Source organism: Variovorax sp. 770b2, from assembly GCF_900115685.1.
Taxonomy (GTDB): domain Bacteria; phylum Pseudomonadota; class Gammaproteobacteria; order Burkholderiales; family Burkholderiaceae_C; genus Variovorax.
In genome coordinates this window covers 202,098-228,659 of sequence record NZ_FOXJ01000008.1, presented here as the reverse complement: position 1 = coordinate 228,659, position 26,562 = coordinate 202,098, and the positions used below count along the sequence as shown (strand labels likewise).

Annotated in this window: 24 protein-coding genes; 7 read left to right on the top strand and 17 right to left on the bottom strand. The window is 67.1% G+C overall.

Going from position 1 to position 26,562, the window contains the following annotated elements:
• Nucleotides 1–6: 6 nt before the first annotated feature.
• From BM133_RS30515 to BM133_RS30495, 5 genes are all read right to left on the bottom strand, one after another.
• The gene (locus BM133_RS30515; protein ID WP_093442556.1) at nt 7–1,290 is read right to left on the bottom strand and encodes a dihydroorotase; all 1,284 of its coding nucleotides are present in this window, start codon (nt 1,288–1,290) and stop codon (nt 7–9) included.
• Nucleotides 1,287–2,249 carry an aspartate carbamoyltransferase catalytic subunit gene (locus BM133_RS30510; protein ID WP_093016831.1) on the bottom strand — a complete coding sequence of 321 codons (963 nt, stop codon included), beginning with the start codon at nt 2,247–2,249 and terminating at the stop codon, nt 1,287–1,289. Before BM133_RS30510 ends, BM133_RS30515 begins: the two co-directional genes overlap by 4 nt.
• Before the next feature lie 88 nt (nt 2,250–2,337).
• The gene (pyrR, locus tag BM133_RS30505; RefSeq protein ID WP_093442707.1) at nt 2,338–2,835 is read right to left on the bottom strand and encodes a bifunctional pyr operon transcriptional regulator/uracil phosphoribosyltransferase PyrR; all 498 of its coding nucleotides are present in this window, start codon (nt 2,833–2,835) and stop codon (nt 2,338–2,340) included.
• 5 nt (nt 2,836–2,840) lie between these two features.
• Nucleotides 2,841–3,290: a Holliday junction resolvase RuvX gene (ruvX, locus tag BM133_RS30500; RefSeq protein ID WP_093442552.1), complete on the bottom strand. Its 450-nt coding sequence runs from the start codon at nt 3,288–3,290 to the stop codon at nt 2,841–2,843.
• Nucleotides 3,287–3,886, bottom strand: a complete 600-nt coding sequence (locus BM133_RS30495; protein WP_042581910.1) for a YqgE/AlgH family protein — start codon at nt 3,884–3,886, stop codon at nt 3,287–3,289. Before BM133_RS30495 ends, ruvX begins: the two co-directional genes overlap by 4 nt.
• Here BM133_RS30495 and BM133_RS30490 point away from each other — a divergent pair, their 5' ends adjacent.
• Complete coding sequence (locus BM133_RS30490) at nt 3,887–5,386, top strand: cryptochrome/photolyase family protein (protein WP_093442550.1); 1,500 nt, start codon at nt 3,887–3,889, stop codon at nt 5,384–5,386. It abuts the gene before it with no gap.
• Nucleotides 5,387–5,431: 45 nt separating this feature from the next.
• Here BM133_RS30490 and BM133_RS30485 read toward each other — a convergent pair whose 3' ends face one another.
• The 6 genes from BM133_RS30485 to BM133_RS30460 form a co-directional block, all read right to left on the bottom strand.
• Nucleotides 5,432–11,488 (bottom strand): Hpt domain-containing protein, encoded by a 6,057-nt coding sequence (locus BM133_RS30485; RefSeq protein WP_093442547.1) that lies wholly within the window; start codon nt 11,486–11,488, stop codon nt 5,432–5,434.
• A 31-nt stretch (nt 11,489–11,519) separates the two neighbouring features.
• The gene (locus BM133_RS30480) at nt 11,520–13,832 is read right to left on the bottom strand and encodes a methyl-accepting chemotaxis protein (protein WP_093442543.1); all 2,313 of its coding nucleotides are present in this window, start codon (nt 13,830–13,832) and stop codon (nt 11,520–11,522) included.
• 42 nt (nt 13,833–13,874) lie between these two features.
• Entirely contained in the window at nt 13,875–14,408 is a 534-nt protein-coding gene (locus BM133_RS30475) for a chemotaxis protein CheW (RefSeq protein ID WP_093442541.1), read from the bottom strand.
• Between the two features lie 19 nt (nt 14,409–14,427).
• Nucleotides 14,428–14,793, bottom strand: a complete 366-nt coding sequence (locus tag BM133_RS30470; RefSeq protein ID WP_042581921.1) for a response regulator — start codon at nt 14,791–14,793, stop codon at nt 14,428–14,430.
• The gene (locus tag BM133_RS30465) at nt 14,793–15,191 is read right to left on the bottom strand and encodes a response regulator (protein WP_093442538.1); all 399 of its coding nucleotides are present in this window, start codon (nt 15,189–15,191) and stop codon (nt 14,793–14,795) included. Before BM133_RS30465 ends, BM133_RS30470 begins: the two co-directional genes overlap by 1 nt.
• A gap of 80 nt (nt 15,192–15,271) precedes the next feature.
• Nucleotides 15,272–15,442 carry a rubredoxin gene (locus tag BM133_RS30460; protein WP_007838397.1) on the bottom strand — a complete coding sequence of 57 codons (171 nt, stop codon included), beginning with the start codon at nt 15,440–15,442 and terminating at the stop codon, nt 15,272–15,274.
• Nucleotides 15,443–15,553: 111 nt separating this feature from the next.
• Between BM133_RS30460 and BM133_RS30455 the strand changes: the two genes are divergently transcribed.
• From BM133_RS30455 to BM133_RS30445, 3 genes are all read left to right on the top strand, one after another.
• Entirely contained in the window at nt 15,554–16,516 is a 963-nt protein-coding gene (locus BM133_RS30455; protein WP_093442535.1) for a bifunctional hydroxymethylpyrimidine kinase/phosphomethylpyrimidine kinase, read from the top strand.
• Between the two features lie 126 nt (nt 16,517–16,642).
• Nucleotides 16,643–17,929, top strand: a complete 1,287-nt coding sequence (hemL, locus tag BM133_RS30450; RefSeq protein ID WP_093442533.1) for a glutamate-1-semialdehyde 2,1-aminomutase — start codon at nt 16,643–16,645, stop codon at nt 17,927–17,929.
• A 3-nt stretch (nt 17,930–17,932) separates the two neighbouring features.
• Nucleotides 17,933–18,415: a hypothetical protein gene (locus BM133_RS30445; protein ID WP_093442530.1), complete on the top strand. Its 483-nt coding sequence runs from the start codon at nt 17,933–17,935 to the stop codon at nt 18,413–18,415.
• A gap of 116 nt (nt 18,416–18,531) precedes the next feature.
• Here BM133_RS30445 and purH read toward each other — a convergent pair whose 3' ends face one another.
• From purH to dusB, 3 genes are read right to left on the bottom strand one after another with little or no spacing between them, the layout of a single operon-like run.
• On the bottom strand, nt 18,532–20,139 hold the full coding sequence (purH, locus tag BM133_RS30440; protein ID WP_093442528.1) for a bifunctional phosphoribosylaminoimidazolecarboxamide formyltransferase/IMP cyclohydrolase: 1,608 nt from the start codon (nt 20,137–20,139) through the stop codon (nt 18,532–18,534).
• Nucleotides 20,140–20,153: 14 nt separating this feature from the next.
• Nucleotides 20,154–20,390 (bottom strand): Fis family transcriptional regulator, encoded by a 237-nt coding sequence (locus BM133_RS30435; RefSeq protein WP_007838304.1) that lies wholly within the window; start codon nt 20,388–20,390, stop codon nt 20,154–20,156.
• Between the two features lie 19 nt (nt 20,391–20,409).
• A complete protein-coding gene (gene dusB, locus BM133_RS30430) occupies nt 20,410–21,468 on the bottom strand; it encodes a tRNA dihydrouridine synthase DusB (protein ID WP_093442525.1) in 1,059 nt (352 codons plus the stop codon).
• A gap of 174 nt (nt 21,469–21,642) precedes the next feature.
• Between dusB and BM133_RS30425 the strand changes: the two genes are divergently transcribed.
• Complete coding sequence (locus tag BM133_RS30425) at nt 21,643–22,113, top strand: YqaA family protein (RefSeq protein ID WP_093442523.1); 471 nt, start codon at nt 21,643–21,645, stop codon at nt 22,111–22,113.
• Nucleotides 22,114–22,120: 7 nt separating this feature from the next.
• Here the strand turns inward: BM133_RS30425 and BM133_RS30420 are convergent, their stop codons facing one another.
• Complete coding sequence (locus tag BM133_RS30420; protein ID WP_093442520.1) at nt 22,121–22,795, bottom strand: glutathione S-transferase; 675 nt, start codon at nt 22,793–22,795, stop codon at nt 22,121–22,123.
• A 137-nt stretch (nt 22,796–22,932) separates the two neighbouring features.
• On the opposite strand from BM133_RS30420, the gene BM133_RS30415 reads away from it, so the two are divergent.
• Nucleotides 22,933–23,916, top strand: a complete 984-nt coding sequence (locus BM133_RS30415) for a S1C family serine protease (RefSeq protein ID WP_256219397.1) — start codon at nt 22,933–22,935, stop codon at nt 23,914–23,916.
• 7 nt (nt 23,917–23,923) lie between these two features.
• Here the strand turns inward: BM133_RS30415 and BM133_RS30410 are convergent, their stop codons facing one another.
• Together BM133_RS30410 and ychF are read right to left on the bottom strand one after the other, a co-directional pair.
• Entirely contained in the window at nt 23,924–24,166 is a 243-nt protein-coding gene (locus BM133_RS30410; protein ID WP_256219396.1) for a hypothetical protein, read from the bottom strand.
• Between the two features lie 19 nt (nt 24,167–24,185).
• Nucleotides 24,186–25,277, bottom strand: coding sequence for a redox-regulated ATPase YchF (ychF, locus tag BM133_RS30405; RefSeq protein ID WP_093442516.1), 1,092 nt, complete (start codon nt 25,275–25,277; stop codon nt 24,186–24,188).
• Between the two features lie 262 nt (nt 25,278–25,539).
• Between ychF and BM133_RS30400 the strand changes: the two genes are divergently transcribed.
• Nucleotides 25,540–26,493, top strand: coding sequence for a sugar ABC transporter substrate-binding protein (locus tag BM133_RS30400; protein WP_093442514.1), 954 nt, complete (start codon nt 25,540–25,542; stop codon nt 26,491–26,493).
• The last annotated feature ends 69 nt before the right edge of the window (nt 26,494–26,562 follow it).

The following is a 26,562-nucleotide window of genomic DNA, read 5'->3' as shown; positions in this document are numbered from 1 at the left end:
CTTTTTTCAGCCGTGGACGACGCGGCCCGCGACCAGCGTGTGGCGCGCGCGGCCCTGCACCGGATAGCCGGCGAACGGCGTGTGCTTGCCCTGGCTCTTGAGCGCATCGGGCTCGACCTGCCATTCGAGCGCGGGGTCGAAGATGCAGAGGTCGGCCACGCCGCCTTCGACCAGGCGGCCGATGCCGGTGCCCGCATCGGCCGTGGCCAGCAGGCGCGCCGGCGCAGAGGTGATGACCTCGATCGCCCGCGCGATGCCCGCGCCGCTGCGCTCGCCCCACTGCAGCGCGAGCGGCAGCAGCAGTTCGAGGCCGGTGGCGCCGGGCTCGGCTTCGGCAAAGGGCAGCGTCTTGGCGTCGGCCTCGACCGGCGTGTGGTCGGACACCAGCGCATCGATGGTGCCGTCGGCCAGGCCGGCCGAGAGCGCGTCGCGGTCGCCCTGCTGGCGCAGCGGCGGGTTCAGGCGCGCGCGGCTGTCGAAGTAGCCGATGTCGGTGTCCGCCAGGTGCAGCGAGTTGATGCTCACGTCGCAGGTCAGCGGCAGCCCTTGCGCCTTGGCCGCGCGCACCAGCGCCACGCCCGCGGCGCTGGAGATGCGGCACAGGTGCACGCGGGCGCCGGTGCTCTTCATGAGTTCGACGATGGTGAAGATGGCGATGGTCTCGGCCGACACGGGCACGCCCGAGAGGCCCAGGCGCGTGGCGAGCGGACCGCTGGCGGCCACGCCCTTGCCCAGGTCGCGGTCTTGCGGGCGCAGCCACACGGTGTAGCCGAAGGTGCTGGCGTAGAGCAGCGCGCGCTGCAGCACCTGCGTGTCGGCCAGCGGCACGTCGGCCTGGCTGAAGCCGATGCAGCCGGCTTCGGTGAGCTCGGCCATCTCGGTGAGTACGCCGCCGGCGAGGTTGCGCGTGAGCGCGCCGAGCGGAAAGAGGCGCGCGCGCTGCAGCTTCTCGGCGCGGAACTTGAGCATTTCGACGAGGCCGGGCTCGTCGAGCACGGGGTCGGTGTCGGGCGGGCACACCAGGCTGGTCACGCCGCCCGCGATGGCCGCGGCCATTTCGCTCTCCAGCATGCCTTCGTGTTCGTAGCCCGGCTCGCGCAGGCGCGCGGCGAGGTCCACCAGGCCCGGTGCGACGACGCAGCCCGCGGCATCGATGGTGCGGTCGGCCTTGAAGCCGGCGGGCAGGTTGCCGATGCCGGCGATCTTGCCGTCGGCGATGGCGATGTCGGCCTTCTTGTCGGTGCCCGACGCGGGGTCGATGACGCGGCCGTTGGTGATGAGAGTGTTCATGCTTCGTTACCCGCGACGATGCTCATGACGGCCATGCGGACCGCGATGCCGAAAGTGACCTGCGGAAGGATCACGCTCTGCTTGCCGTCGACCACGGCGGAGTCGATTTCCACGCCGCGGTTGATGGGCCCCGGGTGCATCACGATCGCATCCGGCTTGGCCAGCTGCAGCTTCTCGGGCGTGAGGCCGTAGGTCTTGAAGAACTCCTGCGACGAGGGCAGCAGCGCGCCGCTCATGCGCTCGTTCTGCAGGCGCAGCATGATGATCACGTCGCAGTCCTTGATGCCCTCTTCGAGCGTGTGGCACACGCGCACGCCCATGCCGGCCATGTCGCCGGGCACCAGCGTCTTGGGGCCGACCACGCGCACTTCGGCGCAGCCGAGCGTGGTGAGCGCGTGGATGTCCGAGCGCGCCACGCGCGAGTGCAGCACGTCGCCGACGATCGCGACCGTGAGGTTCGAAAAGTCTTTCTTGTAGTGGCGGATGGTGTACATGTCCAGCAGCCCCTGCGTGGGGTGTGCGTGGCGGCCATCGCCGGCATTCACCACGTGCACATGCGGTGCCACGTGCTGCGCGATCAGGTAGGGCGCGCCCGACTCGCTGTGGCGCACCACGAACAGGTCGGCCGCCATGGCGCTCAGGTTGGCGATGGTGTCCAGGAGCGACTCGCCCTTGGTGGCCGAGGAGCGCGCGATGTCCAGGTTGATGACGTCGGCCGACAGGCGCTTGGCCGCGATCTCGAAGGTGGTGCGCGTGCGCGTGCTGTTCTCGAAGAACAGGTTGAACACGCTCTTGCCGCGCAGGAGCGGCACCTTCTTCACCTCGCGGTCGCTCACGCTGGTGAAGTTGGCGGCGGTGTCCAGGATGTGCGTGACGATGTCCTTGGGCAGCCCCTCGATCGACAGCAGGTGGATGAGCTCGCCGTTCTTGTTGAGCTGCGGATTTCGCTTGTAGAGCATTACTTGCAGGCCTCCCGCCGGGCCGCCCCAAGGGAGGCCGGCGCCCCCTCGGGGGGCAGTGAATACACGAAGTGATGAACGTGGGGGTTCACTTGTTCTCCTCCACCTTGAGGCTGAAGGCGCCGTCGTCGGCGCGGGCCAGGGCCAGCAGTTGCGTGTCGGGCAGGGTGAGTTTTGCGGCCGCGAAATCGGCCGCCACGGGCAACTCGCGCCCCCCGCGGTCGACCAGCACCGCGAGCCGCACGCAGGCCGGGCGGCCGAAGTCGAACAGCTCGTTGAGCACCGCGCGGATGGTGCGGCCGGTGTAGAGCACGTCGTCCAGCAGCAGCACGTCGGTGCCGTTCACGTCGAAGGGGAGCGAGGTCTGCGCGCTGGCCGAGAGGCCGCGGCGCGCGAAGTCGTCGCGGTGCATGGCCGAGGAGATGATGCCGGGCGCGCCGGGCAGGCCCAGGTCCTTCTGCAGCCGCTCGACCAGCCAGGCGCCGCCGGAGGTGATGCCCACCAGTTTGGTTTCGGGGCGCAGCAGCGCCTTCACGCCGGCCAGCAGCCCTGTGTAGAGCGCTTCGGCATCGGGAATGGCGGAAATGGAACTCACGGGAGACTCCTCAAAAATTGCTCCAAGATGATGCAGGCGGAGGCCGCGTCGGCGTCTCTTGCGCCCGAGGACAGCGCCTCTGTGGTGCTGTAGCGCTCGTCGACCTCGAACACCTGCAGGTTGAATCGACCCCGCAGCTGGCGCGCGAATTTCTGCGCGCGGCGGGTGTTCTCGTGCGGGGCGCCATCGGGGTGGTAGGGCACGCCGATCACCAGCGCATCGGGCTGCCATTCCTTGATGCGGGCCTCGACCTGCGCGAAGCGTGCATCGCCCTCGGCCTTGATGGTGGCCTGCGGAGTGGCGGAGGCCAGCAGGCGGTTGCCGCTGGCCACGCCGGTGCGCTTCAGGCCGAAATCGAAGGCCAGGAAGGTCTGGAAATGGGAGGGAACGGGAACAGGAACGGAAGAACTGGCGGGAGCTGGAGCGTCTGGCATGACGGCGCTCATGCGTGTCCGGCGTCCGGCGAGAGCTTCCAGGCTTCCAGGCCCAGCAGCAGCAGCGCCCTGTCGTAGCGTTGCTCGATCGGCGTATCGAAGATCACGGCCGGGTCGGCCAGCACGGTGAGCCAGCTGTTCTCGGCCAGTTCGGACTCCAGCTGGCCCTCGCCCCAGGCCGCGTAGCCCAGCGAGACCAGCACCTTGCGGGGGCCCGCACCGGTGGCCAGGGCCTCCAGCACGTCCTTGGAGGTGGTCATCTCCAGCCCGCCGGGGATGGTCATGGTCGAGGCGTAGACCGACTCTTCGGGCTTCTCGGCCTGCGTGAAGACCGGTTCGTGCAGCACGAAGCCGCGCTCGGTCTGCACCGGGCCGCCCTGGAAGACGGGGGCGTCGCCCAGCTCGGGGCGGGCCAGGTGCAGCTCGATCTTCTCGAACAGCACCTTCAGGTTGATGTCGCTGGGTTTGTTGATCACCAGGCCGAGCGCACCGCGCTCGCTGTGTTCGCAGAGGTACACGACGCTGCGGTTGAAAGTTTTGTCTTCCATCCCGGGCATCGCTATCAAAAAGTGATGCGTGAGGTTCATCGGGGCAGAATCGGCGGCCATATGCCACCCATTTTACTGGCCGTCGACAAGACCTACCCCAAGGGGCTCATGTGGTTCCGCCGAGACCTGCGGGTGGACGACAACGCGGCGCTCTACCGGGCCCTGCGCGCATGCCGTCAGGTGGTCTGCGTTTTCGTGTTCGACAAGGCGATCCTGGAGGTGCTGCCCAGTGCCGACCGGCGGGTCGAATTCATCCGCGAATCGCTGCTGGAACTGCAGGCGGAGCTGGGCGCCTTGAGCGGCGGGCTGATCGTGCGGCACTCCCACGCGGTGCAGGAAATCCCCGCGCTCGCGAGCGACCTGGGCGTGCAGGCCGTGTTCGCCAACCGCGACGACGAGCCCGATGCGCTGGAGCGCGATGCCAAGGTGCTCGGCGCGCTGGCCAATGCGGGCATCGCCTTCCACACCTACAAGGACTCGACCGTCTTCGACCGCGACGAGGTCATGACCAAGACCGGCCAGCCCTACACGGTGTTCACGCCCTACAAGCGGGCGTGGCTGGCGAAGGTGGATTCGTTCTTCCTCAAGTCGTACCCGGTGCGCAGCCACGCCGAGGCGCTGGTGCCGCCGCCCGAGGCCTACCGGGAGCCGATGCTGTCGCTGGGCGAACTGGGCTTCGAGAAGACCAACCTGGGGGCGCTGGAGATCCCGACCGGCTCGCTCGGCGCCGGCGTGCTGTTCGAGGATTTCTTCGAGCGCATCGACCGCTACGACGAAGCGCGCAATTTCCCCGCCGTGCGCGGCCCCAGCTACATGGGCGTGCACCTGCGCTTCGGCACGGTGTCGATCCGGCAGGTGGCCAGCGTGGCGCACCAGCTGTCGCTGCAGGGCAATGCGGGCGCGGCGACGTGGCTGAGCGAGCTCGTCTGGCGCGACTTCTACTTCCAGGTGCTCGCGCACTTTCCGCACGTGCACAAGGACGGCGAATCGAAAAGTTTTCGCCCCGAGTACGACAAGATCCAGTGGCACCACGGCAAGCACGCCGACCAGTTGTTCGACGCCTGGTGCGAAGGCCGCACCGGCTACCCGCTGGTGGACGCCGCGATGCTGCAGATCAACCAGAGCGGCTACATGCACAACCGCCTGCGCATGGTGGTGGCGAGCTTTCTCTGCAAGGACCTGGGGCTGGACTGGCGCCGGGGCGAGCGCTACTTCGCGCTGCACCTGAACGACTTCGAGCTGGCCTCCAACAACGGCGGCTGGCAGTGGGCAAGTTCCAGCGGCTGCGATGCGCAGCCCTACTTCCGCATCTTCAACCCGGTGACGCAGAGCGAGCGCTTCGACCCCGAGGGCAAGTTCATCCGCCGCTACCTGCCGCAGCTGGCGGGGCTGTCGAACGCGGCCATTCACGCGCCGTGGATGGCATCGCCGGTGGAGCTGGAGGCCGCGGGCATCCAGCTGGGCGAGACCTATCCGCATCCCGTGGTGGACCACGCCGAGGCGCGCGAGAAGACGCTGCAGCGCTACGGCGTCGCGCGGGCCAAAGCGCTGCAGAAATAAAAAAGGCCCCGAGGGGCCTTTTTTGACGAGCGCCGGTGCAGCGCGTCAGGCTGCAGCCGCCAGCGTCGGCTCGGTCGTGTACGCACGCACCAGGCGCAGCAGTTCCTCTTCCGAGTAGGGCTTGCCCAGGTAGTGGTTCACGCCCAGCGTGCGCGCGTAGTCGCGGTGCTTCTCGGCGATGCGCGAGGTGATCATGATGATCGGCAACTCGGCCAGCGCGGCATCGGCGCGGATGTTGCGGGCCAGGTCGAAGCCGTCCATGCGCGGCATCTCGATGTCCGACAGCACCACCGACGGACGCTCCTGCTGCAGGCGTTCGAGCGCCTGCAGGCCATCGGCCGCGAGCGACACGCGATAGCCTTCGCGCTGCAGCAGGCGCTGCGTGACGCGGCGCACGGTGATGGAGTCGTCCACCACCAGCACCAGCGGCACCTGCGGCGCCACGGGGGCCAGCACCGGCATCGGCACTTGCGGCGCATCCTGGCCGGACGTGGCCGATGCGGCCTGCGCGGGCACCGTGAGCGCGGCCGTCTGGCGCAGGCGCGCCTGGTCGCCGTGCACTGCCGCCAGCGCCACCGGGTTGTAGATCAGCGCCACCGCGCCCGAGGCCAGCACCGAGATGCCGGCCAGGCCCGGCAGCCGCGCGAGTTGCGGGCCGAGGTTCTTGACCACGACTTCCTGGTTGCCCAGCACTTCGTCCACGTGCAGCGCGACGCGCTGTGCCGCGCTTCGCACGATCACGAGGGTGTTGTTCTTGGAGGCCGCGTGGTCGCTGCGGGTCGAGGCCTGCAGGAGCGCGCCGGCCCAGTAGAACGGCACCTGTTCGCTGCCGAACGGATGGCTGTGGTGCAGGTAGGCGGCTTCCAGGTCGGTTCCGCCCACGCGCTGCACCAGTTCCACCAGGTTCGAGGGCACGCCGATCGACACCTCGCCCGCACGCAGCATCACCACGTGCGTCACGGCGGTGGTCAGCGGCAGCACCAGCTTGAAGGTGGTGCCCTGGCCGGCCGTGCTGTGCGTTTCGATGCGGCCGCCGAGCGCCGCGATCTGCGCGCGCACCACGTCCATGCCGATGCCGCGGCCAGCCAGTTCGGAGACCTGTCCGGCCGTCGAGAAACCGGGTTTGAAGATCAGCTCGGTGGCTTCTTCCGGCGTGAGTTCCTGGTCGCCCGCCAGCAGGCCGAGTGCGCGGGCGCGCTCGGCAATGCGCTTCTGGTCGAGGCCGGCGCCGTCGTCGCGGAAGCTCACCGAGACGTCGTTGCCTTCGTGGTGCAGGTCGATGACGATCAGGCCGCTCGTGTCCTTGCCGGCCTTCTCGCGGGCTGCCGAATCCTCGATGCCGTGCGCCACGCAGTTGCGCAGCAAGTGCTCGAAGGCAGGCGTCATCCGGTCCAGCACGCCACGGTCCATTTCGATGGAGCCGCCGACGATGTCCAGGCGCACCTGCTTGCCGGTGTCTTTCGACGCCTGGCGCACCACGCGGTAGAGGCGGTCGGAGATGCCTTCGAACTCCACCATGCGCGTGCGGAGGAGGCCGCGCTGCAGTTCGCGCGTCTGGCGTGCCTGCACGCTCAAATCGTCTTCCGTCGCCTGCACCGTCTTTTGCAGCGTGCGCTGCACGGTGGCCACGTCGTTCACCGACTCGGCCATCATGCGCGTGAGTTCCTGCACGCGGGTGAAGCGGTCGAACTCGAGCGGATCGAAGCTCTGCTGCGAGTCCTTGGCCTGTGCCAGGCGCGACTGCATCTGGCTTTCGGCCTGCACTTCGATGTCGCGCAGCTGCTGGCGCAGACGGTCCAGGTTGCCCGTGAGGTCGGACAGCGACCCGCGCAGCTGGCCGAGCTCGGCTTCCAGGCGCGAGCGCGTGATGATGACCTCGCCGGTCTGCGCGACCAGGCGGTCGAGCAGCTGGGTGCGGATGCGAACGGCCTGGCCCGATGCGGCGCGCAGCGGCGTGAGCAGCGCAGGCGCGGGACGCGGCTGCAGCATCGTGACGGCCGGGCCGTCGGCGACATCCTCCGCATCGGCGACCGGTGCGGCTTCTTCGTCGTTCGCCGGCACGCCGGCTTCGGGCGCGACCTGTACCAGCTGGATGGCCGGCGATGGCGCGGTGGCCGCGGCCACGAGCTGGGCCATTTCGACCTGCGTGGCGTCGTCGGCCGCGCGCAGCGCGTCGAAGGTGGCCTGCAGGGCGTCCAGGCGGGCCAGCAGTTTTTCGATGTCGGCCCGTTCGGCACCCTGGGAGCCCAGGACTTCAATCTCGGACTCCATGCGGTGCGCGCGCTCGCCCAGGCGCATGGCGCCGGCCAGGCGCGCGCTGCCCTTGAGCGTGTGCAGCGTGCGCAGCACCGAGGCGCGCGGCGCGCTGTCGTCGGGATGGTGCGACCACTGGCGAAGCGCTTCGCCCAGCTGGGGCAGCAGGTCGGCAGCCTCTTCCTCGAAGATCGGGAACAGGTCGGCGTCGACCGCGTCGGCCAGGTCGATGGCGTCTTCGGAATCGTCCAGCGCCACGTCGGCCATGCCGTCGTTGCTGGACACGATCTGCTGGAACGGCCGGACTTCGCTGCGCACGGCGGCTTCCAGCGGCATGGGCGCCGCGGCGATGTCGCGCAGCGCCTGCAGCGTGCCTTCGGCCGGATCGCGCAGGAACCCCACGGCGAACTGGTGCAGCAGGCGGCGCAGCTCGTCGGCCGCGGCGACCAGCACCACGCCCTGCTCACGCGTGCCGCTGCCCTGCATCTGCAGGTGTTGCAGCGCCGATTCGAGCAGGCGCGCCATGCCCGAGAGGCTGTGGAAGCCGACGGTGGCGGAGCTGCCGGCCAGCGAATGCGCGAGCGCGATGGTCGAGTCGGGCAGGCGCTCGTGCGATTCGAGCGCCCATTCGCCCACGTCGGTGGCCAGTTGCCTGGACCATTCGTCGGCCTCGTTGAGGTAGACGTTGTAGAGCGCGATGCCGATGCGCAGCGGACCGATCACCTTGACCTGGTCTTCGGCGCTGGAGGCGGCGGAGAGTTCTTCTTCCGCAACTTCGGCCACTTCGGCAACTTCCGTGGCCTCTACAACTTCCACGGCTTCCGTCACTTCGATGGCTTCCACCGTCTCGACTGTCTCGTGTGCGGCAACGGGCTCCGGCGTCTCTTCTTCGACCACGATGACGGCCGGCTCGGCGGGCACTTCGACCGGGGCGGCGATCGCAGCCACGGGTTCGAGTTCGGGCTCGGGCTCGGGCTCCGGCTGTTGCGCCTTCGGGATCGGTTCCAGTTCGGGCAGCGCCTCCAGCGGAGGCAAGGCCATGTCGTCGGCCTTGGGCTCGTTCGCCGGCACGGGCAGCGGATTCAGGTCCCAGGCGAAGTCGGGCAGGCTGGTGGCGGTGGGCACGGTGGCCTCGATGCCTGCCTGGGGCTCTGGCTGTGCAGCGACCGGGGCGGCGGCAGGCGCCTGCGTCCTGGCGGGCGCCAGGAAGTCGAAATCTTCGCCGGCCGGCAGCGCTGCGAGCGGCGCGGGCGACGTGGGCTGCTTGTCGAAATCGATGAAGTCGGTGGACGTGAAGTCGTCGTCGGCTTCCGTGGCCGAGGGCTTCAGCGGATCGTCCAGTGCAGGCAGTTCGAAGACCGGCTCGGGCGCGGCGCGCGCCGGGGGGTCCGGCAGGAACGACAGGTCGGGCAGCGGCGGCAGCTCGGGTTCGGCGGCGATGTGGCGGGCGGCCACGGCCAGTTGCTCGGCATCGGCCACGCGCACCGGCGGCGGCACGGGCTCGCCGGCCATCAGCGCATCGGCCACGCGGCTGAACGGGCCGGCCTGCCAGGAATGCGATTCGCCCGAGGCGATGGCTTCGACCCACTGGCCGAAATCGCGCAGCGTGCGCTCGGTGGCGGACAGCATCTCCGGCGTGGCCGAGCGCTGGTCGGCCAGCCAGGTGTTGAGCACCTGTTCGAGCGACCAGGCCGCGTCGCCGAAGTCGGTGAGGCCCACCATGCGCGAGCTGCCCTTGAGCGTGTGGAACGCGCGGCGCAGGATGGTGAGTTCTTCGGTGTCGTCCGGATGGCTGCCCAGCTCGGTGATGGCGGCCAGGCCGTTGTGCACCACCTCGCGGGCTTCGTCCAGGAAGATGTTCTGCAGGTCGTCTTCTTCGAGCTCGGTGACCTCGGTGTCAGGCAGCGCGCCCGGCCCGGTGATCTTGGAGGTCCAGCTCTCGGCCTTGCGGCTGAACTCCTCGAGCGGCGTGGGCTTGGTCTTCTTGGCGGGCGTGGCGAGCGCGGCGAGCTTGGAGGCGATCTGCGCGTCGACTTCCTCGATGCTGAGCACGGGCTCGGCAACGGGCGCCGGGGCTTCGCCTTCCGTGCTGTCGGTGGCCTGGCGGCCCATCAGCGGCTTGAGTTCGCCGGCGTCCGCGTCGAACACGAACAGGCGCTTGGCCAGCGCGGGCTGGTAGCCCAGCATGTCGATGAGGAAGCCCAGCGCGCCCAGGTTGTTGCCCAGTGCATCGAAGCCGGCCATTTCCTCGGCGGGCGAGGTGCTGACCAGCATGGCCTCGACGTCGTCGCGCATGCGCTGCACGGTGAGCGCGGCCTGGTCCAGGCCGAGCACGGAGAACACGCCGCGCATCTGCATCAATTGCGTCGGCACGGTGCGCAGCAGGCCCTTTTCGGCGGGGCGGCGGAAGTACTGGTCGAGCGACTTCTCCAGCTCGCTCAGGTGGCTGCGCAGCTCGTCGACCACGGTGCCCATGGTCTGGCGGTCGCTCACGCGGCGGTACAGGTCTTCCATCCACGGCTCGAGCGGCTCGGAATGGCCGCCCGCGCGCACGCGTTCGATGCGGCCGGACAGCTGCAGGGTGCGGGAGGTGAGCTGCGGGTCGCTCGGGTCGAGGTCTTCGAGCGCGGCTTCCAGGTACAGCACCGAGGTGGCGACTTCCATCGCCAGTTCGGTGTCGGGCGGCTGGCCCGACTTGACGGAGGCCTCGACGGCATGCGTCAGCGCCTGGACCATCGGCAGGCTCGGCGGGTGCAGCTTCAGCAGCGATTCGCCCAGCTGCGCGAAGGTGTCGGCCACCTGGCGCGTGCGGGTGATGTCGCCGCCCGAGAGCGCCGACCACATTTCCTTGGCGGTCTCGATGCGCTTGCGGGCCTGCGTGAGCACCAGCGGATCGAAGCGGCCGAACTGCTCGACGGTGTAGTCGATGTGCTGCTCGTGGGCCACGCCCCAGGCGTTGCGCACGGTGCGCAGCGTGGCGGCTTCGTCGCGGGCGGTGGGCACGGCCTGCGCGCAGAAGAACAGGAGGTCCTGGCCGAGACGGTCGGACACCAGGCTGTCGCCGCGTGCCAGCGTGGCGTATTGCAGCAGCACGCGGGTGGCGGCGCGCTTCACGTACGAGTCGGCGGGAATGAGGCCCAGCGACAGCGCTTCGAAGAAGCCGGCGGCCAAGGTCCAGAAGCTGGCGACGCGGGGCAGCAGCGCGCCGCGTCCGAGCCCCAGGCACAGGCCCTGCAAACGCTTGGCGGCCTGCATGTCGCCGACCTTGACCAGCTGCAGCACTTCGCGGTCCAGTCGCGAACGCACGGCTGGCTCATAGGCAACGGCCGCCTGCGTGAGCGCGGGCTTGATCTCGACCCAGCGCCAGGCGGTGCTCCAGAGATCGGCCGGATGGACGCGTTCGTTGCCGCCCAGTTCCAGCACGTCGCGGTATTGGGGAAAGAGCGCGACCGACGACACGGGCTTGCCGGCCAGCAGCGCGGTGAGGAAATCGGTGACGGCGAAGCCGGCACGCTCGATCTTCAGGACGGCGCTTTCGGTGCAGCGCTGCGGTTCGGCAATGAAGCCCTGCACCGCGAACTCGATGGCGCCAAGCACCAGCGCGGGCGAGGAATGCCCCACCATCTGCAGCGCGCCGACGGCCTGGTGCAGTTGCTGGCGGGCCATCTGCAGCGGGCCGCTCTCGGGCTCCGTTGCACTGCCCACGTCGCGCACGAAGCGCCGCAACGACTTGCCCACACCGTCGAGGGATTTCTGGATTTCTCCCAGCACCCAGGCCAGCGGCCCGAGGTCTTCGGTGGCCGGCAGGTTGCCGGCGATGGGGGCCGTGGCAGGGGTTTGAATCGACACGTGGTTGCTCGCCGTTCTTATCTATCGGTTGTCAGGCAATCTTGAAACGAGCCACCGAGCGGCGCAGTTCTTCGGCCATCTGCGAGAGTTCGCGCACCTGCTGGGCCGTGGTACGCGTACCTTCTCCGGTCTGCTCGGTCACCGCAAAAATGTGCTGGATGTTCGCTGCCACCACGTTGGCCGAATCGGCTTCGCGGGAGGCGGACTGCGAAATCTGCTCGATCAGCTCGGCCAGGCGTCGGGACACCCGGTCAATCTCGGTCAGCGCGGTACCCGCGTTGTCGGACAGCTTGGCCCCTTCGACCACACCCTGCGTGGAGCGCTCCATGGCGCCCACCGCATCCTGGGTGTCGGTCTGAATCGCCTTCACCAGCGCCGAAATCTGGCGCGTGGCGTCTGCGGAGCGTTCGGCCAGTCGCTGAACTTCTTCGGCCACCACCGAGAAGCCTCGACCGGCTTCACCGGCCGATGCCGCTTGAATGGCTGCGTTCAGCGCCAGCACGTTCGTCTGTTCGGTAATGTCCGAGATCAGCTCGGTGATTTCGCCAATCTCTTGCGACGATTCGCCCAGGCGCTTGATGCGCTTGGAGGTTTCCTGGATCTGGTCGCGGATGGAGTTCATACCGCCAATGGCGTTCTGCACGGCCTGCAGACCCGACGATGCGGCCTGCAGCGACTGGCGCGCCACCGTGGCGGACTCTTGCGCCTGCGTGGACACGCCGTTGATTCGCTCGGCCATGGTCAGCACCGACTGGCCGGTTTCGCGAATCTCGCGCAGCTGTTCGGTCGAGGCGGCGAGCAGTTCGGTCGAGGTGCTTTCCACCTGCGACGTCGTCTGCGCCACGCGGGTGGCCGTGTTCTGCACGTTGCCCACCAGCAAACGCAGTTCTTCCACCGTGTAGTTCACCGAGTCGGCGATGGCGCCGGTGATGTCCTCGGTCACGGTGGCTTCCTGCGTCAGGTCGCCTTCGGCCACTGTCTGCAGTTCGTTCATCAGCCGAAGAATGGCGGCCTGGTTGGCGTTGTTCACGCGGCCGGCTTCTTCGGAGGTTTGTTCGGCAGCCAGACGTTCGCGTTCGGCGTTGGCGGCACGTTCGCGGCCTTCGCGCACCTGCACGAAACCGATGGCGCCGGCCAGAGCCAGGGCGGCCAGCGACAGCACGAACAGCAGCACGATCGTTCCGGCGCCCAGGCCGGTGCGGGCGGAGAGCTTGTCCTGCAGGTCGCCAAGCGACTTACGCAGCGGCTCGCTGTCAGTCAGGATGGATGCCTGCGCTTCGCGCGCTGCCACCAGGCCCTGCAGGTTGCCCAGAATGGCGGACGCCTGCGTGCGCATCTGCTCGTAGGTCTTCAGGATGGCTTCCAGTTGCTGGCGGGTCTGCGGGTCTTTCGAACCGGGGAAGCGCTGTTGCGCATTGCCGTCCAAGAGGCCGCGGGTGGTTTCCTGGAAGGTGTTCAGGTCCTTGCCCAGCAGGAACACGGCGTCGGGGTTCACACCCTCGACCGTGAAGAACTCGTTGGTCGACTTGCCGATGCGCTGCGTCAGCATCACGAGCTGGCCGGCGGCCGAGATCTCGGGCAGCGTGGCGTTCTGCTGCATCTTCAGCGACGCGACGGTTTCCGTCATTTCGAGCAGCGTGGACGACTGCTGGTTGATGTCGCGCAAGGCGGCACCCACCTGGGTCAGGATCTGGCGCTGGGCCAGCACGGCCTTGGCGCTGGTGTCGGCACGTGCGACCAGGGGATTGATCTTGTTCATCTCCTCGTCGTACTGGTTGCCCACGCGCTCCAGACGCAATGCGTCGTCGCCGTTGGTCAGGCCCGAGACGCGGCGCGAGAGGTCGTCGGCGCTGTCCTTGACTTCGACGAACGCCGAGGCGCTGCCCACGAGGGCCTGGGAGATCGACTTGGCCAGACGCTGCGACTGCATCAGCGACTGGCCGGTGGCCGCCACCTGCTGGGCGAGGCGTTCCGCGCGAAGAATGGCGGAACCGGCCACCAGGAGCAGCAGCAACACCACGATCGCCAGCATGATCGCCAGGATCCGCTGTTGCCTGGCGGGGTTGGAACCCGTTCGCCCGGCGGGCGGAACGGCTTCGAGGGCCGCCGCGTCGAGCGCATCTGGCGTCTCGCCGCCAGCAAGGCCATCGGCGAAGCCGGCTGGCGCGGGCGCCACGGGAGAGGAGCTTTCGCCCTTCCTCACCAGGCGCACGGTTTTCTCGTCCGGAACCTGAACCGTATCGACATCGTCGAGCGATATCGAACCGGAGCCGTCGACGCGGGTCTTGTCGTTCCCGTTGCTCACGGGCAGTAATTTCTTGAACTTGTCGGCGATCGAGCTCACGGTCGGTCCTTCAGGTGGTTGCCAGTGCTGCGTGCCAAGGCACTACGCACCAATACTCAAAAACTGGGGTTGCTGCGAAAGCGCCTGCAGGTTGACTTCCTGCCAGCGCTCCCCTGCTGCGTCGGTGTACAGATGCCCATGCCACGCAGGTGCTTCTGCGCCCGGAGGTTCGGAGGCCGTGAAGGCCTCCGCGCCCCGCAACCCCGCCAGTCGGTCGACCAGCAATGCGCAGTTGACTTCGAGCAGCTCGTTGAACGCAACGAGCCGCGATTGCATGCGCGCCGCCTCGGTGGCGGCCTGCGTGCCCGGCCCGCCCGTGGCGAAGCCCGACAGCTGGACCACGCCGTAGAGGCCGCCGCGCAGGTTGGCGACGCCAAGGAACCACGGCTCCGTGTAGGGCACGGGCTGTGGCGGCGTCCAGGGAAAGATTTCGCCGGCGTGTCCCAGCGGAAAGAGGTACTTGCCCTCGCCCGCCTCGACGGCAAGCCACGTCGCGGCCACGCCTGTCGTGCGCGCAGCCTGCAGACGGCTTGCAAGCCGGGACTGGAAGGCTCTCAGTGCGTCGCGATTCGCCATGGACTCAGCCGACTCCTGCTCAGGCCAGCGCGCTGATCTTGGACATCAGATCGGCCGCGTTGACCGGCTTCACGATGTAGTCGCGTGCGCCCTGGCGCATGCCCCAGACGCGATCGGTTTCCTGGTTCTTGCTGGTGCACAGGATGATCGGGATGGCCGCGTACTTCGGGTCGCGGGCGATGGCGCGCGTGAGCTGGAAGCCGTTCTGGCCGGGCATGACCACGTCCATGAGGATCAGGTCGGGTTGCTCTTCTTCCAGGCGGCGCATCGCGTCGTCGGCGTTTTCGGCCGTCTTCACGGCGAAGCCGTTTTTCTGGAGGAGGTCGGTCAAGAACACCAGTTCGGTCTTGGAGTCGTCGACGACGAGGATTTTTCGAATAGGCATTACTGCGCTTCCTGTTGAACGATGCCAAACTGCTGCACGGCCTGCAGCAGCTGGTCTTTGGTGAAAGGCTTGGTCAGGTAGTCTTGCGATCCGACCATGCGGCCGCGGGCCTTGTCGAATACACCGTCTTTCGAAGACAGCATGACGACCGGAACCTTGGAGAAATGGGCGTTGCGCTTGATGATGGCGCACGTCTGGTAGCCGTCCAGACGCGGCATGAGGATGTCGCAGAAAATCAGATGCGGCTTGTGGTCGTTAACCTTGGAGAGCGCATCGAAACCGTCTTCCGCCAGAAGAACCTCGTGCCCACCCTGCTTCAGAAAAATCTCGGCACTGCGCCGGATGGTGTTGCTGTCATCGATGACCAGCACCTTGTAACCTGATCCATTCGGGCCCATTGCAAACGCTCCTGCTCATGAGACTTGGATGCCCGCCGCGCCGTACATCGACGCAGATCGCGTAGCCCTATGCCAATCTTTCAGATTTCAACCATTTCGAAGTCTTCCTTGCGCGCACCGCACTCAGGACAGGTCCAGTTCATCGGAACATCGGCCCAGGCCGTGCCTGCCGCGATCCCGTCTTCCGGTACACCCACCGCTTCGTCATAGATCCACCCACAAATCAGGCACATCCAAGTTTTCGTATTCATCGGAGCTTAAAGTCCTTGTTCATTAAATGCAACGAGTGTATCTATGCGTATCTCACTGGCGAGCTATAAACGTCGCGCCTATGCCACCATCCAAGAGATTCCGCCCGGCGTATGACCATCTACTTACTTCCAGCAGACAACGCCCGCAAACCGGGCGATCTTAACGACCCCTTGCAGGACGCCGAAGCGCTCGCCGAACGCGACCTGAATCCGCCCTGCGTGCTGGTCTTCAACGCCAGCGATCCGAGCGGTGCCGGAGGCCTAGGCGCCGATACCCTCGCCATGGCGTCGGTGGGCGCACACATTCTGCCCGTCGTCACCGGCGCCTACGCCCGGGACACGGCCGAGATATTCGATCATTTCGCGTTCGACGAGGAGGCCATCGCCGAGCAGGCGCGCGCCATCCTGGAGGACGTGGAAGTCCAGCTGATCAAGGTGGGGTTCGTCGGCACGCCCGACGCCCTGAGCACGATCGCCGAGACCGCCTCGGACTACCCGGACGTGCCCGTGGTGGCCTACATGCCCAACCTGTCCTGGTGGGAAGAGGACCAGATCGAAGCCTACCTGGACGCCTTTCGCGAGCTCGTTTTGCCCCAGACGACGGTGTTGGTTGGAAACCACAGCACGCTGTGGCGGTGGCTCCTTCCGGACTGGAGCGGCGATCGCCCGCCCGGCGCGCGCGACATCGCCAAGGCGGCCGGCGAATTCGGCGTGCCCTACACGCTGGTGACCGGCATGGTGCTGCCCGAGCAGTTCATCGACAACGTGCTGGCCTCGCCGCAGTCGGTGCTCGCCAGCGAGAAGTACGAGCGGCTCGAGGCGGTCTTCGCCGGTGCGGGCGACACGCTCTCGGCCGCGCTGGCCGCCCTGCTCGCAAGCGGCACCGACCTGGTGGCCGCCACCAGCGAGGCCCTGGCCTACATGGACCGGTGCCTGGACGCGGGTTTCCGCCCCGGCATGGGCCATGTGCTGCCCGATCGGCTGTTCTGGGCCGAACCCGAGGACGACGACGAAGACGACGACCCGGACGCGCCCCAGGACTTTGCCCTGCCCCCTCACGACACCCGACACTGAAATGTTGCTCGCCCCCAGGCTGCCCGCACTTCGTGTCGGTTCGCCAACCCCCTACCGGGGGCGGGCCGGCCGCTTCGGGCGGCCGTGCGCGGCGGCCCTCCCCTGAAAACCCTCCCCTTCGCTGCGATGCCTACCACTGACAAAAACGACATTCTTTTCGAGCGCGCCCGCGCCGTGATCCCCGGCGGCGTGAACTCGCCCGTGCGCGCCTTCAAAGCCGTCGGCGGCACGCCGCGCTTCATCCAGCGCGCCGAAGGCGCCTATTTCTGGGACGCCAACGGCAAGCGCTACATCGACTACATCGGCTCCTGGGGCCCGATGATCCTGGGCCACGGCCACCCCGCCGTGGTCGAAGCGGTGCAGAAGGCCGTGCTCGAAGGCTTCTCCTACGGCGCGCCCACCGAGCGCGAGATCGAACTGGCCGAGGCCATCCTCGCGCTGGTGCCTTCCATGGAAATGGTGCGGCTCGTGAGCTCGGGCACCGAGGCCGCCATGAGCGCCCTGCGCCTGGCGCGTGGCGCCACCGGCCGCAAGAGCATCGTCAAGTTCGAGGGCTGCTACCACGGCCATGCCGACGCGCTGCTCGTGAAGGCGGGCTCGGGCCTGGCCACCTTCGGCAACCCGACCTCGGCCGGCGTGCCGCCCGAGGTGGTGCAGCACACCCTCGTGCTCGAGTACAACAACGTCGCCCAGCTCGAGGAAGCCTTCTCGCTGCACGGCAACGACATCGCCTGCCTGATGATCGAAGCCATCGCCGGCAACATGAACTTCGTGCGCGCCACGCCCGAGTTCGCCCAGCGCTGCCGCGATCTCTGCACGCAGCACGGCGCGCTGCTGATCTTCGACGAGGTGATGACCGGCTTTCGCGTCGGACTGCACGGCGCGCAGGGCGTGCTGGGCATCAAGCCCGACCTCACGGTGCTGGGCAAGGTCATCGGCGGCGGCATGCCGCTGGCGGCCTTCGGCGGACCGCGCGCCATCATGGAACAGCTCGCGCCGCAGGGCCCGGTCTACCAGGCCGGCACGCTCTCGGGCAACCCGGTGGCCACGGCCTGCGGCCTCGCCACGCTGAAGGAAATTGCCAAGCCCGGTTTCTACGAAGCGCTGGGCAAGAAGACGCGCTCGCTGGTCGATGGCCTGAAGGCCGCCGCGGCCGCCGAAGGCCGGCCCTTCAACGCCGACAGCGAAGGCGGCATGTTCGGCTTCTTCCTCATGAAGGACCTGCCGCAAAACTATGCCACCGTGATGACAACCGACAACGCGAAGTTCAATGCGTTGTTTCACGGTTTGCTGGATCGCGGCGTGTATATTGCCCCCGCGCTCTACGAAGCAGGCTTCGTGAGCGCGGCACACGGGGAGGAAGATATCGCGGCCACCATAGAAGCGGCCCGAGAGATTTTCAGAACGCCATAGAACATGAACGCCCTGCGCCTGCTGCCGGTATTGAGTGTTGCTCTTCTTCTACCCGGCCTGGCGCATGCGCAGGCGTCCTTCGAGCCGAAGAACATCTGGGTCAACCCGGGCTTCTATTCGGCGCACTTCGACAGCGGCAAGGGCCTGGAAAATTCCAACTTCGGCCTGGGCTTCGAATACCCGCTGAGCGACACCTACCGCATCACGGCGGGCACGTTCCACAACAGCGACCGGCGGCAGTCGCACTACATCGGGCTGTATGTGCTGCCCTTCGAGTTCTACGGTGTGAAGTTCGGCGCGGTGGTGGGCGGCTTCGACGGCTACCCCAACTACCGCAACGGCAACTGGTTCCCGGCCATCCTTCCGACGGCCGCCATCGAGGGCAAGAACTGGGGCCTGAACATCGCCTACGTGCCGACGATCAAGAACCGCCTCTACGGGGCGATCACCTTCCAGCTGAAATACCGGTTCGGCACCCACGAATAGGTCGCCCCCAGGCTGCGCGCGCTTTGTATCGCCGCGCCTCCCCCTGCCAGGGGCAACACCAGCGGCCAGGCAAAGCCGGTTCCGCGGTGTTCTCGAAGAAGCCGGGGAAGCTCCCCTCAATGCCTGAAGTGCCGCACGCCTGAGAGCACCATCACCACGCCGCGCTCGTCGGCGGCGTCGATCACTTCCTGGTCGCGCATCGAGCCGCCCGGCTGGATCACGCTGCTCGCACCCGCATCCACCACCACGTCCAGGCCGTCGCGGAACGGGAAGAAGGCGTCGCTCGCCGCCGCCGTGCCCTTGAGCGACAGGCCTGCATGCTCGGCCTTGATGCTCGCGATGCGCGCCGAGTCGAGGCGGCTCATCTGGCCCGCGCCCACGCCCATCGTCATGCCGTCGGCACAGAACACGATGGCGTTGCTCTTCACGAACTTCGCGACCTTCCATGCGAACAGCAGGTCTTGCAGTTGCTGCGGCGTGGGTTGCTTCTTGGTGACCACCTTGAGGTCGCTCGCGGCGAGCTCGTGGTTGTCGGCGGTCTGCATGAGCAGGCCCGAGCCGACGCGCTTCACGTCCATCAGGTTGCGGCCGTTTTCCCAGTCGGTCTTGCCGCCCGGCGGCAGCGCGATCTCGAGCACGCGCACGTTGAGCTTGACCTTGGTGGCCTGGAACACGGCGAGCGCTTCGGGCGTGTAGCCCGGCGCCATCAGCACTTCGACGAACTGCTTGGCAATCGCCTGCGCCGTCTCGCCATCGACCGGGCGGTTGAAGGCGATGATCCCGCCGAAGGCCGAGGTCGGGTCGGTCTTGAAGGCCTTGCCGTAGGCCTCGTTCGCGTCCTTGCCCACGGCCACGCCGCAGGGGTTGGCGTGCTTCACGATCACGCAGGCCGGCACGTCGAAGCTCTTGACGCATTCCCATGCGGCGTCCGCATCGGCGATGTTGTTGTAGCTGAGCTCCTTGCCTTGCAATTGCTTGGCCGACACGAGCGAGCCGGGCGCCGGATGGAGGTCGCGGTAGAACGCGGCCTGCTGGTGCGGGTTCTCGCCGTAGCGCAGGTCCTGCACCTTCACGAAGCGGCCGTTGCTTTGCGCCGGGAACAGCGTGCGGGTCGGCGCGGGCTGGCCGATGCTGGCGTCGAAGTCGATGGCCGAGAGGTAGTCGCTGATGGCGCCGTCGTAATCGGCGATGCGGTTGAACGCAGCCACCGAGAAAGCGAACTTGGTCTTGTCGCTGAGCTTGCCGCCGGCCTTGAGCTCGGCGAGCGCCACGGGGTACTGCGCCGCGTCGGTGAGCACGCCCACGTCCTTCCAGTTCTTGGCCGCGCTGCGCACCATGGCCGGGCCGCCGATGTCGATGTTCTCGATCGCGTCCTCGAGCGTGCAGCCGGCCTTGGCCACGGTCGACTCGAACGGATAGAGGTTGACGATCAACAGGTCGATCGTGTCGATGCCGTGTTCCTTGATCGCCGCCACGTGCGCGGGCAGGTCGCGCCGCGCGAGCAGGCCGCCATGGATCTTGGGGTGCAGCGTCTTCACGCGGCCATCGAGCATTTCGGGAAAGCCTGTGTGATCGGCGACTTCGGTCACCGGCAGGCCCGCATCGGCCAGCAATTTGGCGGTGCCGCCGGTGGACAGCAGCTTGATGCCCAGCGCATGCAGCGCCTGGGCGAATTCGAGGATGCCGGTCTTGTCGGAAACGGAGATGAGTGCAGTCTGGGCCATGGGGTATGCCGTGGTTATTTCAAAAGTTTGTGTTCGACAAGCTTCTTGCGAAGCGTGTTGCGATTCAGGCCCAGCCATTGCGCGGCTTTGGATTGATTGCCCTCGGCGCGCGTCATCACGACGTCCAGCAAAGGCTTCTCGACCACGCGCACGAGCATCTCGTACATGCCGTCGGGTTCGGTGCCGCGCAGATCGCGAAAGTAGCTGTCCAGACTGGTGCGCACGCAGTCCTCGATGTGTTTCTTGCTCATTGCTTCTTCTCTTCTTCTCTCAATCGACGGCGCAGGCCGCCTCCTCTTCACCGGACAGTTCTTCGGCCGCCTGGTGTTCGGGCATGCGGTCCATCCGGTCCGCAAGCCCGTCGAAATAATCGCCGACCGCGCGCAGCTGTTCGGCGCAGTCCTCGATGGTGTTCATCCGGCCGCGAAACGCCTCGCCGTCGGGCAGCGTGCGCACGTACCAGCCGATGTGCTTGCGTGCGGTGCGCACGCCGCTGAAATCGCCGTAGAGCGCGTAGTGCTCCACCAGGTGATCCAGCAGCAGGCGGCGCACCTCGGCGACCAGCGGCGGCGCGCGGTGCGTGCCGGTTTCCAGGAAATGCGCGATCTCGCGAAAGATCCAGGGCCGGCCCTGCGCCGCGCGGCCGACCATCACCGCGTCGGCGCCGGTGGCCGCGAGCACGTCGCGCGCCTTTTCGGGCGAGGTGATGTCGCCATTGGCCACCACCGGCACGCGCACCGCGGCCTTCACGGCGGCGATGGTGTCGTACTCGGCATGGCCCTTGTAGCCTTGCTCGCGCGTGCGGCCGTGCACGGTGAGCATCTGCACGCCGGCCGATTCGAAATCGCGCGCGAGCTTCACCGCATTGCGGCTGTCTTCGCTCCAGCCGGTGCGCATCTTGAGCGTGACCGGCACGTTGTAGGGTTGCGCCGCATCGACCACGGCCTGCACGATTTCAAGCGCCAGCGGCTCGTCGCGCATCAGCGCGGAACCGGCCCACTTGTTGCAGACCTTCTTGGCCGGGCAGCCCATGTTGATGTCGATGATCTGTGCGCCGCGCTCGATGTTGTAGACCGTGGCCTCGGCCATCATGGCCGCATCGGTGCCGGCGATCTGCACCGCAATGGGGCCCGGCTCGCCGTCGTGGTTGGCGCGGCGCGATGTCTTGAGCGTGCCCCAGAGTTCCTTGCGCGAGGTGACCATCTCGCTGACCGCGTAGCCCGCGCCGAGTTCGCGGCACAGCATGCGGAAGGGCCGGTCCGTCACGCCGGCCATGGGCGCGACGAACAGGCGGTTTTCCAGCGTGTGGGTGCCGATCTGCAAGGTCATTGGAAAGGGAGCGGTGCGCGTTCGGCTGCTGAAAAATGAGGCACGATTGTAGCCACCTGCGATTTCAGCGACTGAAACGATTTGCGCCCGCGGGACAGGCGTAAACACCAATGTTTCGCGGGGCCTTCTCCGACGCGGTTGCGATGTGGGCGCTGCCTATACTGCGCCGACCTTATGCAAGCCTGGCTCGACTCCCTCATGGCGCTGCTGGCGCTGCCGCAGTACGGTCTCTCGACGCTGTTCGTCGCCGCCTTCGTCTCCGCCACGCTGTTGCCGGTGGGCTCGGAGCCCATCCTGTTCGGCCTGCTGCGGCTCAACCCCGAGATGTTCTGGCCCGCCATCGCGGTCGCGACGGTGGGCAACACGCTGGGCGGCGCGGTCGACTGGTGGATGGGCTACGGCGCGCACAAGGTCGCTGACAAATACTCGCACTCGAAACACCACGTGCGCGTGCTCGGCTGGCTCGAGCGGCTGGGGCCCAAGGCGTGCCTCCTGAGCTGGCTGCCGCTGGTGGGCGATCCGCTGTGCGCGGTCGCGGGCTGGCTCAAGTTTCCGTTCTGGCCGTGCCTTGGCTACATGGCCATCGGGAAGTTCCTGCGCTACGTCTGCATGACCGTGGCGCTGATCTACATCTTCCCGAACTGACGGAACCTCAGCTCAACAGGCCATAGGGCCCGCCGCGTTCCAACGCGCGCTTGTAGGCCGGTCGCGCATGGATGCGCTCGAGGTACCCCATGAGCTTCGGCCGCTTCGCATCGAGGCCGCCGCGCGCCTGCGAGGCTTCGACCACGAAACTCATCTGGATGTCGGCACCCGTGAATTCGTCGCCGGCGAACCACTCGCTCTTGCCGAGTTCGGACTCCATGTAGTTCAGCTGGTTCGCGATGTTCGGATTGATGAACGCCGACTTCGCCTTCGCTGCGATCGCCTTGGCCACCGGCTTCGCGAAGAAGGGCATCTTGCTCGTCTCGATGCGGTCGAACACCAGCTTGAGCAGCAGCGGCGACATCGCCGTGCCCTCGGCGAAATGCAGCCAGTAGCGATAGCGCAGCGCCTCGGACGTACCGGCCGCGGGCGCGAGGCGGCCGTGGCCGTAGCGCTCGATCACCGTCTCGATCACCGCGCCCGATTCCGCGAGCGTGAGGCCGTCGTCCGTCGTCACCACCGGCGACTTGCCCAGCGGGTGAACGGCCTTGAGCGAAGCGGGCGCCAACATGGTTTGCGGATCGCGCTGGTAGTGAACGATCTCGTACGGCAGTTCGAGCTCCTCGAGCAGCCAGAGCACGCGCTGCGAGCGCGAATTGTTGAGGTGGTGGACGGTGAGCATGGGGGGCAAGCCTTGTGGAGAAATCGGGGCGCGCGCAGTCTAACAACAGGAAACCGGGCCCACGGCGCTTTCGCACCCCCGGACACAGCGCCCCCGCCTACGGGGAACCGGCAGGTCCGCTTCCTACACTCATGCGAATGAAAAAACCCATCCGGCCCTGGAAGCCCCTGGCAGCCGGCCTCTGGCTCGGCGCGCTGACCTGTCACGCCTGGGCGCTGCAGCCCGAGGAAGTTTTTCGCAAGGCATCGCCCGCGGTCTGGACCGTGAAGGGCGACCAGGACAACAACAAGACCTCCGTCGGCAGCGCGGTCGCCGTGACACCGGCCGCACTGGTCACCGCCTGCCATGTGGTGAACGGCGCCATGTCGGCCACGGTGACGCAGGGCCAGGCCACCATCAAGATCAAGAGCATCCTGCGCGACCCCGATCCCTCGCGCGACCTGTGCGTGCTGATGACCGAAGCACCGCTGCAGTTGCCGGCCGTGCAGATCGCGCCGGTCGACGACCTGCGCGTCGGCCAGCGCGTGTTTGCCATCGGCAGCCCGCAAGGGCTGGAGCTCACGTTGTCCGAAGGATTGATCTCCGCATTGCGGCCGAGGGCCCAGGGGCAGTTGCCGATCATCCAGACCTCCGCGCCGGTTTCCTCGGGCTCCAGCGGCGGCGGGCTGTTCGATGCCGAAGGCCGGCTGGTCGGCGTCACCGACAGCGTGGCGCCCGGCGGCGCGAACCTCGGCTTTGCCTATCCGGCGCAGTGGGTGATGGAGCTGCCGCAGCGCGTGATCGCGGAGATGACGAAGTGGCGCGAGCTGCTCAAGAACGTCGGCGTGGCGCTCGGCCCGAACGGCGAACCCGTGTCTTCAGGCCATGCCGACCTGGCCGACGAAGCCGGCCTGCCGGTCGTGGGCGCAGACCCCGCGCAGATACGCGCCGCGTACCGCCAGTTCCTGCTGCAGGCGCGCCCGCGTGCGTTCCTGATCACGAGCGACAACAAGTTCGGCACCGCCACCAACTCGGCCGCGCTGACCGAGCATCTCAAGGGGTGTGCCGAACGCAAGGTGGTGTGTGCGGCCTATGCGGTGGACAACACGGTGGTGTGGGGCAAGCAGCAGGCGGCGAAGTAGCCAAGGCTTACTTCACCCCTGCCTTGCGGAGTTCCTCCGCCGTGATGCGAACCAGCTTCTGATCGCGCTGCACCACGATGGCGGTGTTCGTGCGCACGGCAGCCTCGCGCGCTGCATGGGCCGCGCGCTGTATCGCAATCAGCGACGCGGGCAAATCCTTGTCTTTCGCCTGGTTGAGTTGTTGGTCGCGGGTCATGGTTTTGCCCGCGCCATTGGGCCCCGCAATGATGACAATCTTGGGATGACTCATCAAAAGGGGGCTTGCACGCTCAGGAACTGAACAGGAAGTTCATCACGTCGCCATCCTTCACGACGTATTCCTTGCCTTCCGACCGCATCTTCCCCGCGTCCTTGGCGCCCTGCTCGCCCTTGAAGGCGATGTAGTCGTCGAACGCGATGGTCTGGGCGCGGATGTAGCCCTTCTCGAAATCGCCGTGGATCACGCCGGCCGCCTGCGGGCCGGTGTCGCCGATGTGGATGGTCCAGGCGCGCACTTCCTTCACGCCGGCGGTGAAGTAGGTTTGCAGGCCCAGGAGCTTGAAGGCGGCGCGGATCAGGCGGTTCAGGCCCGGCTCGTCCTGGCCGATTTCGGCGAGGAACATCTTCTTGTCCTCGTCGTCCATCTCGGAGAGATCGGCCTCGATCTTGGCGCAGATGGCGACCACGGGGGCGCCCTGCTTGGCCGCGTATTCGCGCAGGCGGTCGAGGTAGGGGTTGTTCTCGAAGCCGTCTTCGGCCACGTTGCCCACGAACATCGCGGGCTTGGCGGTGATCAGCGTGAAGCTCTTGACCAGCGGCTGCTCTTCCTTGGTGAACTCCAGCGCGCGCACCGGGATGTTCTCGTTCAGCGAAGCCTGGCAGCGCTCGAGCAGGCCGACCAGCTTTTGCGCGTCCTTGTCGCCCGAGCGCGCGACCTTGGTGTGGCGGTGCAGAGCCTTCTCGACCGTGGCGAGGTCGGCCAGGCAAAGTTCGGTCTGGATCACTTCGATGTCGGAGATCGGATCGACCTTGCCGGCCACGTGGATCACGTTGTCGTCGTCGAAGCAGCGCACCACGTTCACCGTCGCATCGGTTTCGCGGATGTGCGCGAGAAACTTGTTGCCCAGGCCTTCGCCGGTGCTGGCGCCGGCCACGAGACCGGCAATGTCGACGAATTCGACGATGGCGGGCACCACGCGCTCGGGCTTCACGATATCGCTCAGCTGGGCAAGCCGCGGATCGGGCACTTCCACCACGCCCACGTTGGGCTCGATGGTGCAGAACGGATAGTTTTCCGCCGCGATGCCGGCCTTGGTCAACGCATTGAAAAGAGTGGATTTACCGACGTTGGGCAGGCCGACGATGCCGCATTGCAAACTCATGGGAGGTCCTCTTGGGTAACCCGCGATTTTAGGCTGTCCAGGTTCTCCCCCAGGCTTCGCGCACTTCGTGTCGCTTCTCCTACCCCCTTCCGGGGGCGGGGCGGCCGCTTCGGGCGGCCGTGCGCGGCGCCCCTCCCGAAAAGACAAGGAAAGTCAGGGTTAGCACCGATTAGCAAACGTTTGCGCAAACGTTTTCGTTGGGTAATATCGGAGCCCCCGGCAGAGAACCGGCGTACTGCTCAACCACCTCAGGAGACACACCATGAAGTTCACCCGCCGCACCCTGCAAAGCGCCGCCGCGCTCACGCTGCTGGGCGCCATCGCCGCCACGCCCGCCTTCGCCCAGGACAAGCCCAAGGTCGCGCTGGTCATGAAGTCGCTGGCCAACGAGTTCTTCCGCACCATGGAAGACGGCGCCAAGGCGCACCAGAAGGCCAACGCCGCCAAGTACACGCTGGTGGCCAACGGCATCAAGGACGAGACCGACACCTCGGCCCAGATCAAGATGGTCGAGCAGATGGTGGCCCAGAAGATCAACGCGCTGGTCATCGCGCCGGCCGATTCGAAGGCGCTGGTGCCCGTGATCAAGGCCGCGATCGACAGGGGCATCCTGGTGGTCAACATCGACAACCAGCTCGACGCCGCCGCGCTCAAGGAAAAGGGCATCCAGGTGCCCTTCGTCGGCCCCGACAACCGCGCGGGCGCCAAGCTGGTGGGCGATGCGCTGGCCAAGGAACTGAAGGCGGGCGACAAGGTCGGCATCATCGAAGGCGTCTCGACCACCTTCAATGCGCAGCAGCGCACCCTCGGCTACCAGGACGCCATGAAGGCCGCCAACGTGACGGTGGTGGGCGTGCAGTCCGGCCAGTGGGAAATCGACAAGGGCAACACGGTGGCCGCCGGCATGATGCGCGAGCACCCTGACCTGAAGGCGCTGCTCGCCGGCAACGACAGCATGGCGCTGGGCGCAGTGGCCGCCGTCAAGGCCGCGGGCAAGACCGGCAAGGTGCTGGTGGCGGGCTACGACAACATCGGCGCCATCAAGCCGATGCTGGCCGACGGCCGCGTGCTCGCCACGGCCGACCAGTTCGCCGCCAAGCAGGCCGTGTTCGGCATCGAGACCGCGCTGAAGGCCATCGCCGACAAGAAGAAGCAGTCGGAGATGCCCGCCGAAGTGAAGACCGACGTGGTGCTGGTCACCAAGGCGTCGAAATAAATCTTGCCTGCCCCCAGCTTCGCGCACTGCGTGTCGCTTCGCCTACCCCCTCCCGGGGGCAACACCCAC